Raw genomic sequence first — 15,625 nt, forward strand, 5'->3', positions numbered from 1 at the left:
TCCCTGAGGCGGCTACTACCGGCGCCGGCGGTCGGGAAATATACCGGCACCAACACTCTCCGCTCGTTACAGCAGCTGTCCAGCCTTGGCCAGCAAGCCCAAAATCCCGAGAAAGCCCGAGACCATCAACGCCACCAGCCATCGAAACTGGGCGTCGCTGCGATCCATGCGCTTCTGGCTTTCATGTATCACTGTATCGATGCGGATGGTGGTTTCACGGTGCATGTTATCAATATGGCTACTGATTTCCCTGTGCATGCCATCCAGACGACCTGCGGTGTCTCTTTGTAATTCATAATTTTGAGTATTCATTGCCAAAAAGTGGGCCGCGTTCTCCTGCCGAGCCTGCTCCATCTTGGCATCGAGCGCCTTGAAGTTGTCCGCAGTCTCCTGCCGAGCCTGCTCTATCTTGGCATCGACCGCCTTTAAGTTGTCCGCAGTCTCCTGCCGGACCTGCTCTATCCTGACGGCAGTCTCCTGCCGAACCTGCTCTATCTTGGCATCGACCACCCTGAAGTTGGCCGCTGTCTCCTGCCGAACCTGCTCTATCTTGGCATCGACCACCCTGAAGTTGGCCGCTGTCTCCTGCCGAACCTGCTCAATCTTGGCATCGACCGCCCTGAAGTTGTCCGCAGTCTCCTGCCGAACCTGCTCTATCTTGGCATCGACCGCCTTGAAATTGTCTGCGGTTTCCTTACGCAAATCGTCTATCCGCGCGGTGACCTCGCGACGCGTCTCATCTATCCGCGCCATGGTCTCTTGGCGCAGTGCATCGATCCGGGCGTTGACTTCCCTGAAGCCGTCACCCATCTCCTGCCTTAGTGTTTCCATCTCCGGGCTCATATCTCCATCCTCGGCACCATCGGGGCCGTTGTCAAGCTGAGCTAACGCGTTATTTTTCGCCTGCATGGAACGCCCCCCCTACCCTATCCAGCCAGCTTAATCCCGGCTCCACGCCACTCCTCTGATCTGCCTCAAGCCCATCCTTGACCAGCGTTGTTGCGACGCAGCATAAAATAGGATTTCTGCATGCTTTTTCGGGTGCAAGCGGCGCTCTGCATTAAAATGAAAGCCACACTTCCCGCGCCTGCCCCACGCCATGCCCGATGCCGCCGTCCTCGCCGCTCCCAGCCCCAAGAAACGCGGGCGGCCCCACAAGGGGGAAGGCGGTGGCCTGCGCGTCGAATTGCTGGAGAAATCGGCCCAGCTGTTCCGCACCAAGGGCTACGACAACACCACCGTGCGCGAAATCGCGGCCGCCGCCGGCATCCAGGCCGGCAGCTGGTTCTACCATTTCAAGACCAAACAGGACATCCTGGCCGCCATCATGGAGCAGGGACTGGCCCGCTCGCTGGCCGAGATCGAAGCCATCGCCCGCCAGCCGCTGCCGCCCCGCGACCTGTTGCGCCAGCTGGTCGAGGCCCATCTGCAGACGCTGCTGGCGCCCGACCACCATTTCATCGCCGTGCTGCTGTACGAATGGCGCTCGCTGGACGAATCGTCGCGCGCCCGCATCGTCGCCCTCAAGGACCGCTACGAGGCGGTGTGGGACCATGCCATCGCCGCGCTGCACCGCTCCGGCGACTGGGCCATGCCGTCGCAATTCGACCGCCTGCTGATCTTCGGCGCGCTGAACTGGACGGTGCAATGGTACAAACCCGGCAGCGGCGTCGACGTCGCGCAACTGGCCCAGCAGGCAATGCTGTTCATCTTGCGCACGCCGGCCGCGCTTGAGGCACAATAGAGGCGTATCTTAAAAGGAATGCCCTATGATCTATGAAATCGCCGAGTTGTACATCAAACCCGAGTCCCACGCCGCCTTCCAGGCCGCGGTGGCCGAGGCGGTGCCGGTGTTCCGCGCCGCCATCGGCTGCCTGTCGATGCGCCTGGACCGCGACATCGAGGTGCCGGACACGTATCATCTGGTGGTGGGCTGGGAAACGCTGGACAACCATCTGGTCGATTTTCGCGCCAGCCAGGGCTTCCTGGTCTGGCGCGGGCTGGTGGGCAGCCATTTCGCCCTGCCGCCGAAAGTGGAACATTTCGAAACCGTGGTCCCCGGCTTTTAAGCCGCCCATCGCTGTCCAGTCTCAAGACGGAGGCTTATCATGACACGTACCATCCATCGCAATTTCGACCAGGTGACGGACGCCGAAAGCGCCCGCAGTGCGTTGCTGTCGAGCGGCTTCCCGCCGTCCTGCGTCAAGCTGACCAAGCATTTGACGCTGCCGCCGAGCGTGTCGACCAGCATGGTCGGCAACCTGCTGGACTCGCTCACGCCGGGCGGCCCGGCCGCCGCCGCGCACGCGCGCCAGCGCAGCGGCGCCATGCTGACCATCGATATCTACGACGAGGACGAAGGCGCCAAGGCCGACACCATCATGAGCGGCTTCGGCGCCACGGCGGCCTAGCGGTCCACACTCACGTCGCCAGCAGGCCCGCCGCTTCGCCTTGCTGGCGCCGCATCCATTCGCCGGCGTCGGCCACGGTCAGCGCCCGCGCGTAGAAGAATCCCTGCAAGGCGTGACAGCCGGCGTCGCGCGCGGCCACCGCTTGCTCCAGCGTTTCGATGCCCTCGGCCACCACCTGCAGGTCGAGCGCGGCGGCCAGCTGGCAGATCGCCTTGACCACCGCCACCGCGTCCGGCGCCGGCAGCGGGTCGATCAGGCCGCGGTCTATCTTCACCGTACTCAGCGGCAGCTGGCGCAGCATGCTCAGCGACGAGAAGCCGGTGCCGAAATCGTCCATCGCGACGTCGATGCCCAGCGTGCTCAGGTGTTGCAGTTGCAGCCGGGTGTCGTCGAGATTGTCGACCGCGGCGCTTTCGGTGATCTCCAGGGTCAGGCAGCGCGGCGGGATGGCGGTGTCGATCAAGGTCTGCTCGACGATCTGCAGGAAGCCGCGGTTGAGCAGCTGCATCGGCGAGACGTTGACCGCCACCGGCACGCAGTCGCCCAGCTCGGCGCACCAGACGGCGATCTGGCGGCAGGCTTGCCCCAGCAGCATGGCGCCCAGTTCCGGGATCAGCCCGGTGCGCTCGGCGATGGCGATGAATTCCACCGGACTGACCCAGCCGATGCCCGGCCGCACCCAGCGCGCCAGCGCCTCGAACCCCAGCAGCTTGCCGGTCGTGGCGTCGATCTTGGGCTGGTAGTCCAGATAAATCTCGTTGTTCTTGATGCCTTTGCGCAGCGCCTGCTCGTTGTCCAGGGTCTGGCTCGACATCTGTTCGAAGCGCTGTTCGGCCATGGCCAGCGCCGTGCCCGGCGTGCGCTTGGCCTGGTACATGGCGGCGTTGGCGGCGCGCAGCAGCGCTTCGGCGTTGCCGGCGTTGTCGGGGAACACCGCCATGCCCATCGAGGCGTCGATGAAGTATTCGCCGCCCGGCACCGCGAGCGCCTGCACGCAGGCGTTTTTCAGCCGCTCGGCGATGTCGCGCGCGTTGCCTTCGTCGGGGTCGACGATGGCGAATTCGTCGCCGCCCAGCCGTATCAGTTCGGCGCGCGCGCCGAGCGCGTCCTTGAGCTTGGCGGCGAAGGCCTTGAGCACGTGGTCGCCCGTCACATGGCCCTGGCTCTGGTTGAACAGTTTAAACCGGTCGATATTGAGCACCACCAGCGTGCAGTGCAGCGAGCCGTCGGCCAGGTAGCAGTATTCCCGCAGGCGCTGCATCAGCACGGCGCGGTTGGGCAGGCCGGTGAGCTTGTCGTGCGTGGCCTGGTGCACCAGCGCGCGGGCGCTGGCGTTGCGCTCGGTGTCGTCGGTGATCAGGATCTGGGTGGCGCCGACGCCGTCCCATTCGACCCGCCAGGCCTCGAAGCGCAGCTCGAGCTCGCGGCCGCCGGCGACCTCGCGCCGGCCTTCCCAGCTGGCGATATCGAGCTCGCCTTGCTGCAGCAGGCGGTGCTGGCGCTGCAATTGCTCGTCGCTGAAGCTCTCCGGCGGCAGGTCGGCGAACACCGTGTAGTTGCCCTGCCCCAGCGGCATGCCGTAGATGGCGCGCACCGCCGGATTGGCGTACAGGATGCGCAGGCCGTCGGTGACCACCACGCCCTGCACCGAGTGCTCGGTCAGCAATTGGAAGCGGGCGGCCAGCTTGCCGGTGTCGCGCAGTGCGCCGTCGAGCGCGCTGAGCATGAAGACGGTGCCGATCGCGGCCCGCAGCACGGTGCCGAACACGATGTTGGCGGCGATGCCCTGCTCGCCGTACAGCACCAGCAGCAGCTGGTTCAGGCCCAGCAGGATCAGCAGCGGACCGACCAGGCGCTCCAGCGCGTGGGTGGCCCACAGCCAGCGGCTGGCCAGCGCGCCCAGTCCGCCCAACACCAGCATATTGCACAGCGGCCAGTAGAACAGCTTGTCGGCGACCTTGGGCGCCATCAGCGCGGCGGCGGCGGCCACGCCGATGGCGATGGCGACGCCGCGCGGCAGGCGGCGCCCGGCCAGCTGCATCACGCCCGAGCCGAGGAACAGCAGGTTGGGGATGGCGCCGACCAGCACCAGCGGCACGCCCAGCTGGTCGAACGGCGACGGCGCCGTGGTGTGGATCAGGTAGGCGACCGGGACCAGCGCGGCGAACAGCGTCGAGCAGCCCATGTGGTGGGCGAAGGTCTGGCTGCGGTGGCGTCGCCATACCAGCAGCAGCGCCGCGCCGACGAGGGCGTACATGGCGGCGTTGATCAGGTACAGGTAGCTCATGCTGTTCATGTCAGGCCGCCGGGTGGTTGAACACTTGCCGCAGATAGGCCAGGAAGGTCTCGTCCTTGCACAGCGTCTTGCCGGGCGAGTCGGACAGCTTGGCCACCGACTGGCCGTTGCAGCACACCAGCTTCATGACGATGTTCAGCGGCGTCAGGCCGACGTCGTTGGTCAGGTGGGTGCCGATGCCGAAGCCGGTCATGATGCGGTCGGCGAAGTGGCGGTACAGCGCGAACGCGGTCTCGAGCTTCAGGCCGTCGGAGAACACCAGGCGCTTGGTGTTGGCGTCGACCCGCAGCGCGCCGTAGTGAGCCAGCGCCTTCTCGCCCCACACCACCGGGTCGCCGGAGTCGTGGCGCAGGCCGTCGAACAGCTTGGCGAAGTACAGGTCGAAGTCGTCGAGGAAGGCGTCCATGCCGACCACATCGGTCAGGGCGACGCCGAGGTCGCCCCGGTATTCCTGCACCCACGCCTCCAGCGAGGCTTTCTGGAAATCGCGCAGGCGCACGCCGAAGGCCTGGAACGATTGCATGTATTCGTGCGCCATGGTGCCGATCGGCACCAGGCCGAACTTCATCGCCAGGTAGACGTTGGAGGTGCCCTTGAAGTATTGCGGCACTTCGCGCGCCAGCCGCTGCACCACTTCGTCGTGCCAGGCGCTGGAGTAGCGGCGGCGGGTGCCGAAGTCGGAGAATTCGAAGGGGTGGCGCCTGGCCGGCTCGGCGCCGAAGGCTTGCAGCGCGGCGATCTTGGCGGCCAGGCGGGCGCGCCCTTCCTCCAGCGCGGCGGCGGCGTCGAAGCGGCGGAAGTACAGCTCGTTGACGATGTACAGCACGTAGATCTCGAAGCCCATCACGTGCACCTGCGGGCCGCTGGCGTGGATCACCAGCGTGGCGCCGTCGGCGCGCACCTCGATGAACTTGCGCTGGAAGCGGAACACGGTGAGGAAGTCGACAAAGTCGCTCTTGATGTAGCGCAGCGAGCGCAGGTAGTTGAGCTCGTCGTCGCGGAAGCTCATCGAGCACAGATGGTCGAGCTCGCGTTCGATGTCGGGCAGCAGCTCGGTCAGCGGATAGGCGGTGGCGTTGCGGCAGACGAACTCGTACTCGGTGTGCGAGTTCGGATGGCCGTGCAGCAGCGCCTGCCACATGGTGAACTTGTATAAATCGGTTTCCAGCAGGCTGCGGACGATGGGCTGATTCATGCGGGGTCCGCTCCCAGCGCGCGGCTGGCGTTGGCCAGCAGTTCGGGCAGCACGTCGGCCGTTTGCATCAGCTGCACGCCGCGCGCCTGCATCGCCTGCAGGAAGGCCTGGTATTGCGGCTCGAAGCCGGCGACCGGGCTGATGCAGTCGGTCAGCAGCACCAGCTTGGACAGCGGTTGGCCGAGGTGGTCGGCGATGTGCTCGACGGTGGCCTTGACGCAGTGGCTGCCGGCCTCGCCGGCGATGTAGACCTGGTCGGCCTCGGCCAGGGTGGCGATGAATTTGCGGTTGAGCTGGGTGTCCGGGTCGTCGGCGTCCGGCACCTCGGCCTGCACGGCGGAATAGTGCTCGGTCCACGGGTTGGAGCCCTTGACCAGCTTGGCGACGATGCCCAGCGCGGCCTCTTCCCAGGCGCCGTAGGCGGCGCGCACGTCCTCGTGGACGTTGTTGCCCCAGGTGCCGATCTCGCAGTGCACCGGCCACACCATCAGCCGGTAGCGGCCGGCCGCTTCCAGTTTGTCGAGGTAGTTCAGCGCCAGCGGCAGGGCGGCCGGGTGGCGCGGCCGGAATGTCTCGGCGCGCAGGGCGGCCGCGCTGATCTGCGTGAACGGCGCCACCAGCGCGCCGTCGCGGGCGATCCAGAAGGTGGGGTGGGCGATGTCGAAGCGGTGGTGCGAATCGAGCGTGATGCTGATGGCGGTCAGGCCGGCGCGGCCACGGTTGATCAGGCCGGCCAGGCGCAGCATGTCCTGGTGGGCGCCGGGTACCGGCAGCGCCGGCGCGTGCGGCGCGCGGGTGGCCGGGTTGAGCGGCAGGTAGCTGGCCGGCAGATCGCAAAAGTCGTTTTGCGGATCGATGACCAGCAGATGCAGGTTCCGTTTCATGGGGGCTCCGATGCTTGCTTAACTGTATATGATTTTGCCCGATCGCGCGGGCCGACAGTGATGATTATCTGCCAAGCCACACAAATTGGCATACAAGCGCCCCACAGAAAGCGGCCGGCAGCCGCGGCCGACGCAAAAAAACTCCCTGCCGGCGGCCGCCGGCAGGGAGTTTTTGATTGCCGGAGCAGGAATTATGCGGCGATCGCGTCGATCTTCGAGCGGCCCTTGGCGACCGCGGCGGCCACCGCTTCTTCGCCCATGGCCACGCCTTCGGCGACCACGAAGGTGACGTCGGTCATGCCGAGGAAGCCCAGCACCGAGCGCAGGTAGGTGGTGACGTGGTCGTAGGCGGCGGCGGGGCCTTCGCTGTAGACGCCGCCGCTGGCGACGAACACGATGACTTTCTTGCCGTGCACCAGGCCCTCAGGGCCGTTGGCGCCGTACTTGAAGGTGCGGCCGGCGCGCGCCACGTGGTCGATCCACGCCTTCAGGCCGGAGGTCACCGAGAAGTTGTACATCGGCGCGCCGATGACGATGGTGTCGGCGGCCAGCAGTTCGTCGACCAGCGCGTCCGAGGTCTTGATGGTGTGGGCCTGGTCGGCGTTGCGCTGCTCGGCCGGGGTGAAGTAGGCGCCCATCATCTGTTCGGTCAGGTGCGGCACCGGGCTGGAGGCCAGGTCGCGCGTGACGACGGTGCCGTCCGGGTTGGCCGCTTGCCATTTTGCCACGAACTCGCCGCCCAGCTGGCGCGACAGGGAGCCGGTTTGACGAACACTGCTATTGATGTGGAGTACGGTTGCCATGATGCTGTTTCCTTTCGGTTGGGAGGGATTGCATTCATCATAGAACGAGTTTAATATCGATGAAACTAGGTAAATTTAAATCCTACCTATCGATATATTCGATATCAATCTCTCAACAAGGTGCTGCATGCGCGATCCCGGCCTCCCCTCCCTCGACCAGTTGCGCGTGTTCATCGCCGTCATCGACCATGGCGGCTTCGCCCACGCGGCGCGGGCGCTGCACCGCACGCAGTCGGTGATCAGCTACACCATCGCCAACCTGGAGGAGCAGCTCAACATCGCGCTGCTCGACCGCAGCAAGCGCAAGCCGGTGCTGACCGAGGCCGGCAAGGCGCTGCTGGCCGACGCCCGCGCGGTGTCGCTCAAGGTGGACGGCATGCGGGCCCGCGCCAAGGCGCTGTCGGCCGGGCTGGAGGCCGAGGTGTCGGTGGTGGTCGACGTGATGTTTTCGACCTGCAAGCTGGTGCGCATCCTGCACGCCTTCCAGCAGGAGTTCCCGACCGTGGCGATGCGCCTGCGCACCGAGGCGCTGGGCGCCGTCACCCAGCTGGTGCTGGAGCAGCAGTGCCACATCGGCATCAGCGGCTGGATGCCGGGCACGCCGGACATCATCGAGCGCCAGAGCTGCGGCTACGTGACCATGGTGCCGGTGGCCGCGCCCGAGCATCCGCTGGCGCAGATCGAGGGCATCATCCCCAGCACGGTGCTGCGCGAGCACACCCAGCTGGTGCTGACCGACCGCAGCACCCTGACCAAGGGCCAGGACTTCGGCGTGCTGGCGCTGCGCGACTGGCGGTTGGGCGACCTCAGCTCCAAGCACGCGCTGCTGCGCAGCGGCATCGGCTGGGGCAATATGCCGGTCGAGTTCGTGCAGTGGGACCTGGATGCGGGACGGCTGGTGCAGCTGCACATCAGCGAGGGCAGCGCGTTCAGCTTCCCGCTGTATGTGATACGGCGCGGCGACGAGGAGCCGGGGCCGGCCACGCGCTGGCTGATGCAGCAATTCCTCGAGCAGGCCCAGCCCGGCGCGCCGCTGCCCAACCACGACATGCGGCCGGTGCCGGTGGCCGGCGATGCGGGCGCCAGCCATGGCTATCACCGCCTCAGCGCCCCGGCCACGACGGCCAAGGCGGCGCCCTCGCCTATTTCACTCCGGCGGCGTTGAGCTTGCCGCGCAGGCGGCGGATTTCCTCCGACAGATCGACCACCAGCGCGGCGACGTCGTCGTTGGCGTCGAAGTCGCGCTCGACCTGGCACAGCCGGCGCGCGCGCACCAGGTCGGCGCTGGTGAAGCGCCAGGCCACGTAGTCGCCGTCGGCGCAGTCGAGCAGGATGCCGGTGCGCACATGCTGCACCACCCAGTCCGGCTCGACGGCGCAGGCTTGCGCCAGTTCTTCCACGGTCAGCGCGGCCTCGTCGACCAGCACCGGATTCAAGATTGCCTGTCCCATTTCATCCTCCCGCGCGCGGGTTGAACGCCAGTTCGCGCGCCATGGTTTGATACAGTTCGCGGGCCTTGTCGCTGGTGGCCGGCGGCAGCACCACCTCCAGCAGCAGGTAGAGGTCGCCGGTCTCCTTGCCGGGGATGCCGCGCCCGCGCAGGCGCAGCTTGCGGCCGGTCTGCGAGGCGGCCGGCACCGTGACGTTGACCTTGCCGGACGGCGTGGCGACGTCGATCTCGCCGCCCAGCGCCAGCTCCCACGGCGCCACCGGCACCGTTTCGTAGACGTCGCGGCCGTCGATGCGGTAGCGGGCGTTGGGGCGGAACTGGATTTCCAGATACAGGTCGCCCGGCCCGGCCGCGCCCGGCTGGCCCTGGCCCGACAGCCGCAGTTGCTGGCCGGCCGTCACGCCCTTCGGAATATTGACGCTGAGGTTGCGCTCGCGCGTGACGATGCGGTCCTGGGCGTCGCGCTCGGCCACCGTCAGGGTGATATTGCGGGTGGCGCCGTGGTAGCTGTCGGCCAGGTCGATGGTGATGCTGGCGTGGCTGTCCTCGCCGCGCCGCGGCGGCGCCTGGCGCCGGCGTCCGCCGCCGCCCAGGTTGGCGAACAGGTCGGCAAAGAAATCGCTGCCCATGGCGTCGCCGCCAAAACCGCCAGCGCCGCCGCCGTTGCCGAAGCCGCGCCCCCAGTCCGGCGGCGGTCGGAATTCCTGGCCGGCGCGGTATTGGTGGCCGCGTCCCAGTTCGTCGTAGGCGGCGCGCTTCTCGGCGTCGCCCAGCACGCCGTAGGCCTCGTTCAGTTCCTGGGTCTTGTGCTGGGCGTCGGCCTCCTTGCTGACGTCCGGATGGTATTTCCGGACCAGCTTGCGGTAGGCTTTCTTGATTTCATCCTCGGTGGCCGTCTTGGCCACGCCCAGGGTCTGGTAGTAATCCTTGTATTCCACGTTGCGCGCTCCCGTCATGCATGTGCCACAGTCTAGCGCCTATCGGGCGCCAGCGCCGTCCGCGTTGTCATTTATGTTCGCGCTGGTCCTTGGCGGCCGGCTTGGCATCGACTTCCCGCACCGACGACATCATGTCGTTGAAATTTTTCAGCTGGGCGTACTCGCCCTTTTCCAGCACCAGGCATTTGCCCTTGTAGTGCTTGCTCTCGCAGACTTCCCAGATGCCGTTCTGCACGATCACGCTGGAGGTCTTGTCGTTGAAGCCGAGCTTGTCCAGGTCCGGCTCCGAACCGTGCAGCTGCAAGGCCGGGCCGCCGAAATGCTCGCGCGTGTAGAGCGTGATGTCGCCCGGCTGCGCCGCCGCGGCGGCGCCCAGCAGGGTGGCGCACACCAACAGTTTCATGGCCTGGCCTTCCATGTCAGCGCACCCGGCGCAGCGAGGAGATCTGGTTGTTCATGTCGTCCAGGCGCTCGTAGCGGCCCGGATCGAGCACGATGCAGCGGCCGCCGAAGTCGGCGTGCTCGCACAGTTCCCAGCGGCCTTCGTTGACGATGACGGAACCGGCCTGGTCGTTGAAGTCGTAGCGCTCCAGGGTGCGCACCTCATTGTTGTGCAGCTCCAGCTTGGCGCCGCCGAAGCGCGACTTGGAAAACAGCACGATGGCTTCGCGCCGGTGGCCATAGCCGTAGCCGCGGTCGTCGTCGCGCTCGCCGCGGCGGCCGTCGCGCTCGCCGCGCTCGTCACGGCCGTCGCGGCCGCTGACTTCGCGCACCGAGGAGATGGCGTCGTTGAAGCCTTCCAGCGCCGGATACTCGCCGCGCTCGACCATCATGCAGCGGCCCTGGAAGTTGGCGTGCTCGCACAGCTGCCAGGTGCCGGAACGCACGATCACCGACGAGGTGCGGTCGTTGAAGCCGAGCGGCTCGAGGTCGGGCGTGGTGCCGCGCAGGGTCAGCGGCGGGCCGGCGAAGTTGGAGTGGGTGTACAGCGTCAGTTCACCCGCGTGGGCGGCGGCGGTCGCGGTCGCGGCCAGCAACAGCGCGGCGCGGGTCAGACGGTGCAGGAATGGTTTCATGATGTCGTTCTCAGGTAAAAAGTTGTTCAGCCAGTGCCATGCACCAACAACGCCTATGCTAGCGTGTCGGCCGACAAGACAATATGGCTAATTTGCAAGAAAATGTAATGATACAGCGCGGCGGCCCCGGCCGGACCGGGGTAGAATTGTCGCCCGCCCTTTTCTTGACCGCCGCGCATGCCCCACGCCTTCACCCTGCCCAATCTCCGCCGTGAAACCGCCGCCCTGTGGCGCCTGGCCTGGCCGATGCTGATCGGCCAGCTGGCCACGGTCGGCATGGGCGTGGCCGACGTGGCGATGACCGGCCACGCCAGCGCCGACGAGCTGGGCGCGGTGTCGCTGGGGGCGTCGATCTGGTCGATCATCCTGGTCACCGTCAGCGGCACCATGATGGCGATCAACAGCGTGGTGGCGCACGACGTCGGCGCCGGCGAGCTGGGACGCATTCCGCACGCGGTGCGGCAAGCGCTGTGGAAGGCGCTGGGCGTGGGCGTGGCGGCGATGCTGCTGGCCAATCTGGCGACCCTGGTGTTCGACCATCTGTACCTGACGCCGCATGTGCAGCGCCAGGCCGAGTTGTTCGTGCACGTGATCAGCATCGGCCTGCCGCCGTTCGCCGCCTACCGCGCGCTGTACGGCTACAGCACCAGCATCAATGAGACCAAGCCGGTGATGCTGATCGCCCTGCTCGGCCTGGGCTTCAATGTGCTGGTCAACTGGCTGCTGATCTTCGGCCACTGGGGCTTGCCCAAGCTGGGCGGGGTCGGCTGCGCGGTGGCCACCGGGCTGTGCATGTGGCTGATGCTGGCCGCCATGCTGGGCTGGATGCGGGTGGCGCCGGCCTACCGCGCCACCTATCCGTTCACCCACTGGGAGGGGCCGCACTGGCCGGAGATCCGCGCGATGCTGCGGCTGGGGCTGCCGATCGGCGTCACCTATTTCGCCGAGGTCAGCGCGTTCGGCGCGATCAGCCTCTTGATCGCGCGCTACGGCGTGGTGCAGATGTCGGCGCACCAGATCGCGCTCAATTTTTCCTCGCTGGTGTTCATGGTGCCGCTCAGCTTTGGCATCGCGCTGATCACCCGCGTCGGCCAGGCGGTGGGCGAAGGCAATCCGGTGCGGGCGCGCTTCGTGGCCTGGACCGGGGTGTGGATGTCGCTGGCGTTCGCGGTGCTGTCGGCGCTGTTCATCGTGGTGTTCCGCCAGCAGATCGCCGAGGCCTACACCTCCGACCCGGCGGTGCAGGCGCTGTGCGTGCAGCTGCTGCTGTTTGCCGCGCTGTTCCAGCTGTCGGACGCCACCCAGGTGGCGACCTCGTGCGCGATCCGCGGCTACAAGGTCACGCGCCAGCCGATGCAGATCCAGCTGCTGGCGTTCTGGGGCTTCGCGCTGCCGCTGGGCTGCGTGCTGGGGCTGGCGCCGCGATGGCTGCCGTGGGCGCCGGCGCAGCCGATGGCGGCGGCCGGCTTCTGGATCGGGCTGGTGCTGGGACTGACGGTGGCGGCGGTGTTGCTGAGCTGGGCGCTGCAGCGGCTGTCGCTGGCGCGGGTGGCCGCGGCGCGGGCCGGCTGAGGGGCGGACCGGCCGGGTCCGCCGGCCGAGGCCATACAGTGTGTTACCGACGCCGAAGGAAAAACGGTTTTCCCGCGCGGATTCAGAACATTGCCGTCTCGCCACAAACGGGCCGGTCTGGTATCGTCTTGGGTTCTGATAACCAAGAGACACTCACCCCATGCGCTTCATCCTCTGCTTCCTCGCCCTGCTGGCGGGCGCCCACGCCTCCGCCGAAAAACTGACACTGGACCGCCTGCATTCCGACCCGTCGCTGAGCGGCCCCGGCGTGCGCAGCCTGAAGGTGTCGCCGGACGGCGCCCGCGTGACCTTCCTGCGCGGCCGCGACGACAACCAGTTCCAGCTCGACCTGTGGGAGTACAACCTGAAGGACAAGAGCACGCACCGCCTGGTCGACTCCAAGATCCTGGTGCCGGAAGAGAAGCTGTCGGACGCCGAGAAGGCCCGCCGCGAGCGCGAGCGCACCGCCAGCCTGAAGGGCATCCTCAGCTACAGCTGGTCGCCGGACGGCAAGCAGCTGCTGGTGCCGATCGCCGGCAACCTGTACCTGATCGACGCCAGCAAGCCGGATGCCGCGCGCATGGTGGCATCGGGCAATGTGCTCGATCCCAAGATCTCGCCCAAGGGCCGCTACGTCTCCTTCGTGCGCGACCAGAACCTGTATGTGATCGACCTGAGCAGCGGCAAGGAAAAGCAGCTGACCAGCGACGGCAAGGGCACCATCCACAACGCCGAGGCCGAATTCGTGGCGCAGGAAGAAATGGCGCAGACCAGCGGCTACTTCTGGGCGCCGGACGACTCGGCCATCGCCTACAAGCGCTACGACGAAGCGCCGGTGCCGGTGGTGCGCCGCTTTGAAATCTTCGCCGACCGCACCGACGTGGTCGAGCAGCGCTACCCGGCCGCCGGCGATCCGAACGTGCTGGTGCAGCTGAAGATCGTCTCGCCGGTCAGCGCCGAGATCCGCAATGTGGAGCTGGGCGCCAACGCCGACATCTACCTGGTGCGCGCCGACTGGAGCGGCAGCGCCAAGGCCTTGCTGTTCCAGCGCCAGAGCCGCGACCAGAAGAAGCTGGAGCTGGTGTCGGTCGATGCCGCCACCTTGGCGCAGAAGGTGCTGATCACCGAAACCTCGCCGACCTGGGTCAGCATCTTCGACGACCTGCGCTTCCTCGGCAACGACAAGGGCTTCATCTGGTCGTCCGAGCGCAGCGGCCGCAAGCACCTGTACCAGTACGACATGCACGGCAAGCTGCAGCACGCCATCTCCAGCGGCGAATGGGGCATAGACCGCGTGCTGGCGGTCGATGAAAAAGGCGGCCGCGTGTTCGTGCAATCGAACCGCGACGCCGTGGTCGACAGCCAGACCTACGCGCTCAAGCTCGACGGCAGCAGCGCCAACCAGCCGCTGCGCATCACCCAGGGCGACGGCTGGCACGATTCCTCGTTCGCCCGCAACGGCGAAGTGTTCGTCGACACCTACTCCGATCCGGACACCCCGCCGCAGGTCAGCATCCGCCGTCCGGACGGCGCGATGATCAGCTGGCTGGAGCACAACGAGCTGAACGCGTCTCACCCGTACGGCAAGTACCTGGACGCCCACCTGCACACCGAGTACGGCAGCCTGAAGGCCAAGGACGGCCAGACGCTGTACTACTCGATGATCAAGCCGAGCGGCTTCGACGCGGCCAGGAAATACCCGGTCTACCTGTCGACCTACGGCGGCCCGCATTCGCAGCACGTGGCTCGCCGCTGGGGCAACTTGTTCGACCAGTACATGGCGCAGCAGGGCTTCGTGGTGTGGCGCCTGGACAACCGCGGCTCGTCGCGCCGCGAGCGCGTGTTCACCGACGCCAACTACCACAACCTGGGCAAGGTCGAGGTCGAGGACCAGATCACCGGCATCGAGTGGCTGGGCAAGCAGAGCTTCGTCGACGCCAGGCGCGTGGGCGTGTTCGGCTGGAGCTACGGCGGCTTCATGACCTTGCGCCTGCTGGCCGAAGCGTCGGACAAGATCGCGATGGGCGTGTCGGTGGCGCCGGTGACCGACTGGTCGCTGTACGACACCCACTACACCGAGCAGTTCATGGGCACGCCGAAAGAGAACGCGGCCGGCTATGAATCGGGCGGCGTGTACTCGCACCTGGACGGCCTGAAATCGCCACTGCTGCTGATGCACGGCATGGCCGACGACAACGTGCTGTTCACCAACACCACGCGCATGATCGACGCGCTGGTCAAGCGCAATGTGCACTTCGAGCTGATGACCTATCCGGGCGCCAAGCACGGCATCTCGGGGCGCGGTCCACAACGCCATGTGTACGGCAACATCGAGGCCTTCTTCAAGAAGAATTTGATGCCGGAAACGAAATAAACGAAATAAAAGGATCTTCGGATCCTTTTTTTATGGGCGCTTGAGCGGCCACAAGCGCCGATTTGTTAGCCATTCGATAATGCCCGCTGCGGTGCATTCCGCACCGCCTCACTATATTCCTGGAGGAATTATGGCTATCGATGTCTACCTGCAAATTGACGGTATCCGCGGCGAATCGGCCGACGACAAACACAAGGACTGGATCGAATGCAAGTCGGTCAGCTGGGCGGTCAGCCAGCCCAAGTCGGCCACCGCGTCGACCGGCGGCGGCCACACCGCCGAGCGCTGCGAGCATCAGGACATCACCCTGATGAAGCTGGCCGACCTGGCCTCGCCGGTGTTGCTGCAAACCTGCTCGTCGGGCAAGACCATCCCCAAGGCCAAGTTTGAATTCATGCGCGCGGACGGCCAGGGCGAGCGCGTCAAGTATTTCGAAATCGAACTGGAAAAGGTGCTGGTCGGCGCGGTGTCGCCCAGCGTGGAGGAAGGCGATATCCTGAGCGAGCATGTGGCGCTGAAGTTCTCGAAAGTGAAGTGGCGCTACACCCAGCAAAAGATCGGTGGCGGCGCGGGCGGCAATACCGCCGGCGGCTGGGACCTGAGCACCAACCGCATCGCGGCTTGAG

The 15,625-nt window shown here is 66.3% G+C and carries 16 protein-coding genes; 7 read left to right on the forward strand and 9 right to left on the reverse strand.

The annotated features are described in order from the left end of the window. Window positions 1-66: 66 nt before the first annotated feature. Window positions 67-909, reverse strand: coding sequence for a hypothetical protein (locus KVP70_RS34150; protein ID WP_229224582.1), 843 nt, complete (start codon window positions 907-909; stop codon window positions 67-69). A gap of 190 nt (window positions 910-1,099) precedes the next feature. Here KVP70_RS34150 and KVP70_RS03930 point away from each other — a divergent pair, with 190 nt between their 5' ends. Genes KVP70_RS03930 through KVP70_RS03940 form a run of 3 tightly spaced genes read left to right on the forward strand, consistent with a single transcriptional unit; the run spans window position 1,100 to window position 2,411 of the window. After that, window positions 1,100-1,744, forward strand: coding sequence for a TetR/AcrR family transcriptional regulator (locus KVP70_RS03930; protein WP_217940796.1), 645 nt, complete (start codon window positions 1,100-1,102; stop codon window positions 1,742-1,744). A gap of 25 nt (window positions 1,745-1,769) precedes the next feature. Continuing rightward, a complete protein-coding gene (locus KVP70_RS03935) occupies window positions 1,770-2,069 on the forward strand; it encodes an antibiotic biosynthesis monooxygenase family protein (protein WP_217940797.1) in 300 nt (99 codons plus the stop codon). A gap of 39 nt (window positions 2,070-2,108) precedes the next feature. Next, complete coding sequence (locus KVP70_RS03940) at window positions 2,109-2,411, forward strand: hypothetical protein (protein WP_217940798.1); 303 nt, start codon at window positions 2,109-2,111, stop codon at window positions 2,409-2,411. Window positions 2,412-2,421: 10 nt separating this feature from the next. On the opposite strand, the gene KVP70_RS03945 is transcribed toward KVP70_RS03940, so the two are convergent. The 4 genes from KVP70_RS03945 to KVP70_RS03960 form a co-directional block, all read right to left on the reverse strand. Further along, window positions 2,422-4,707 (reverse strand): putative bifunctional diguanylate cyclase/phosphodiesterase, encoded by a 2,286-nt coding sequence (locus KVP70_RS03945; protein WP_217940799.1) that lies wholly within the window; start codon window positions 4,705-4,707, stop codon window positions 2,422-2,424. Window position 4,708: 1 nt separating this feature from the next. Beyond that, the gene (gene pncB / locus KVP70_RS03950) at window positions 4,709-5,902 is read right to left on the reverse strand and encodes a nicotinate phosphoribosyltransferase (protein ID WP_217940800.1); all 1,194 of its coding nucleotides are present in this window, start codon (window positions 5,900-5,902) and stop codon (window positions 4,709-4,711) included. Beyond that, window positions 5,899-6,786, reverse strand: coding sequence for a cysteine hydrolase family protein (locus KVP70_RS03955; RefSeq protein ID WP_217940801.1), 888 nt, complete (start codon window positions 6,784-6,786; stop codon window positions 5,899-5,901). Before KVP70_RS03955 ends, pncB begins: the two co-directional genes overlap by 4 nt. Window positions 6,787-6,977: 191 nt before the next feature. Continuing rightward, a complete protein-coding gene (locus KVP70_RS03960; RefSeq protein WP_217940802.1) occupies window positions 6,978-7,589 on the reverse strand; it encodes an FMN-dependent NADH-azoreductase in 612 nt (203 codons plus the stop codon). A 127-nt stretch (window positions 7,590-7,716) separates the two neighbouring features. On the opposite strand from KVP70_RS03960, the gene KVP70_RS03965 reads away from it, so the two are divergent. Further along, window positions 7,717-8,754 carry a LysR family transcriptional regulator gene (locus tag KVP70_RS03965; RefSeq protein ID WP_229224583.1) on the forward strand — a complete coding sequence of 346 codons (1,038 nt, stop codon included), beginning with the start codon at window positions 7,717-7,719 and terminating at the stop codon, window positions 8,752-8,754. Here the strand turns inward: KVP70_RS03965 and KVP70_RS03970 are convergent. The 4 genes from KVP70_RS03970 to KVP70_RS03985 form a co-directional block, all read right to left on the reverse strand. After that, window positions 8,732-9,040, reverse strand: coding sequence for a chaperone modulator CbpM (locus tag KVP70_RS03970; protein WP_217940803.1), 309 nt, complete (start codon window positions 9,038-9,040; stop codon window positions 8,732-8,734). The genes KVP70_RS03965 and KVP70_RS03970 overlap by 23 nt on opposite strands. Window position 9,041: 1 nt before the next feature. Beyond that, window positions 9,042-9,977, reverse strand: a complete 936-nt coding sequence (locus KVP70_RS03975; protein ID WP_217941143.1) for a DnaJ C-terminal domain-containing protein — start codon at window positions 9,975-9,977, stop codon at window positions 9,042-9,044. Between the two features lie 67 nt (window positions 9,978-10,044). After that, window positions 10,045-10,380, reverse strand: coding sequence for a beta/gamma crystallin-related protein (locus KVP70_RS03980; protein WP_217940804.1), 336 nt, complete (start codon window positions 10,378-10,380; stop codon window positions 10,045-10,047). 16 nt (window positions 10,381-10,396) lie between these two features. Beyond that, entirely contained in the window at window positions 10,397-11,053 is a 657-nt protein-coding gene (locus KVP70_RS03985) for a beta/gamma crystallin family protein (protein ID WP_217940805.1), read from the reverse strand. Window positions 11,054-11,230: 177 nt separating this feature from the next. Here KVP70_RS03985 and KVP70_RS03990 point away from each other — a divergent pair, with 177 nt between their 5' ends. From KVP70_RS03990 to KVP70_RS04000, 3 genes are all read left to right on the forward strand, one after another. Further along, on the forward strand, window positions 11,231-12,625 hold the full coding sequence (locus tag KVP70_RS03990) for an MATE family efflux transporter (protein ID WP_217940806.1): 1,395 nt from the start codon (window positions 11,231-11,233) through the stop codon (window positions 12,623-12,625). A 160-nt stretch (window positions 12,626-12,785) separates the two neighbouring features. After that, window positions 12,786-14,999, forward strand: a complete 2,214-nt coding sequence (locus tag KVP70_RS03995) for a S9 family peptidase (RefSeq protein WP_217940807.1) — start codon at window positions 12,786-12,788, stop codon at window positions 14,997-14,999. A gap of 130 nt (window positions 15,000-15,129) precedes the next feature. Then, complete coding sequence (locus KVP70_RS04000; RefSeq protein ID WP_217940808.1) at window positions 15,130-15,624, forward strand: Hcp family type VI secretion system effector; 495 nt, start codon at window positions 15,130-15,132, stop codon at window positions 15,622-15,624. Window position 15,625 lies beyond the last annotated feature (1 nt).

This window comes from Duganella violaceipulchra, assembly GCF_019166075.1.
GTDB lineage: Bacteria > Pseudomonadota > Gammaproteobacteria > Burkholderiales > Burkholderiaceae_D > Rugamonas > Rugamonas violaceipulchra.

Coding starts and splice junctions, on each gene's coding strand:
- KVP70_RS34150 (WP_229224582.1), bottom strand. CDS start 909: ATGCAGGCGAAAAATAACGCGTTAGCTCAGCTTGACAACGGCCCCGAT.
- KVP70_RS03930 (WP_217940796.1), top strand. CDS start 1,100: ATGCCCGATGCCGCCGTCCTCGCCGCTCCCAGCCCCAAGAAACGCGGG.
- KVP70_RS03935 (WP_217940797.1), top strand. CDS start 1,770: ATGATCTATGAAATCGCCGAGTTGTACATCAAACCCGAGTCCCACGCC.
- KVP70_RS03940 (WP_217940798.1), top strand. CDS start 2,109: ATGACACGTACCATCCATCGCAATTTCGACCAGGTGACGGACGCCGAA.
- KVP70_RS03945 (WP_217940799.1), bottom strand. CDS start 4,707: ATGAACAGCATGAGCTACCTGTACCTGATCAACGCCGCCATGTACGCC.
- pncB (WP_217940800.1), bottom strand. CDS start 5,902: ATGAATCAGCCCATCGTCCGCAGCCTGCTGGAAACCGATTTATACAAG.
- KVP70_RS03955 (WP_217940801.1), bottom strand. CDS start 6,786: ATGAAACGGAACCTGCATCTGCTGGTCATCGATCCGCAAAACGACTTT.
- KVP70_RS03960 (WP_217940802.1), bottom strand. CDS start 7,589: ATGGCAACCGTACTCCACATCAATAGCAGTGTTCGTCAAACCGGCTCC.
- KVP70_RS03965 (WP_229224583.1), top strand. CDS start 7,717: ATGCGCGATCCCGGCCTCCCCTCCCTCGACCAGTTGCGCGTGTTCATC.
- KVP70_RS03970 (WP_217940803.1), bottom strand. CDS start 9,040: ATGGGACAGGCAATCTTGAATCCGGTGCTGGTCGACGAGGCCGCGCTG.
- KVP70_RS03980 (WP_217940804.1), bottom strand. CDS start 10,380: ATGAAACTGTTGGTGTGCGCCACCCTGCTGGGCGCCGCCGCGGCGGCG.
- KVP70_RS03985 (WP_217940805.1), bottom strand. CDS start 11,053: ATGAAACCATTCCTGCACCGTCTGACCCGCGCCGCGCTGTTGCTGGCC.
- KVP70_RS03990 (WP_217940806.1), top strand. CDS start 11,231: ATGCCCCACGCCTTCACCCTGCCCAATCTCCGCCGTGAAACCGCCGCC.
- KVP70_RS03995 (WP_217940807.1), top strand. CDS start 12,786: ATGCGCTTCATCCTCTGCTTCCTCGCCCTGCTGGCGGGCGCCCACGCC.
- KVP70_RS04000 (WP_217940808.1), top strand. CDS start 15,130: ATGGCTATCGATGTCTACCTGCAAATTGACGGTATCCGCGGCGAATCG.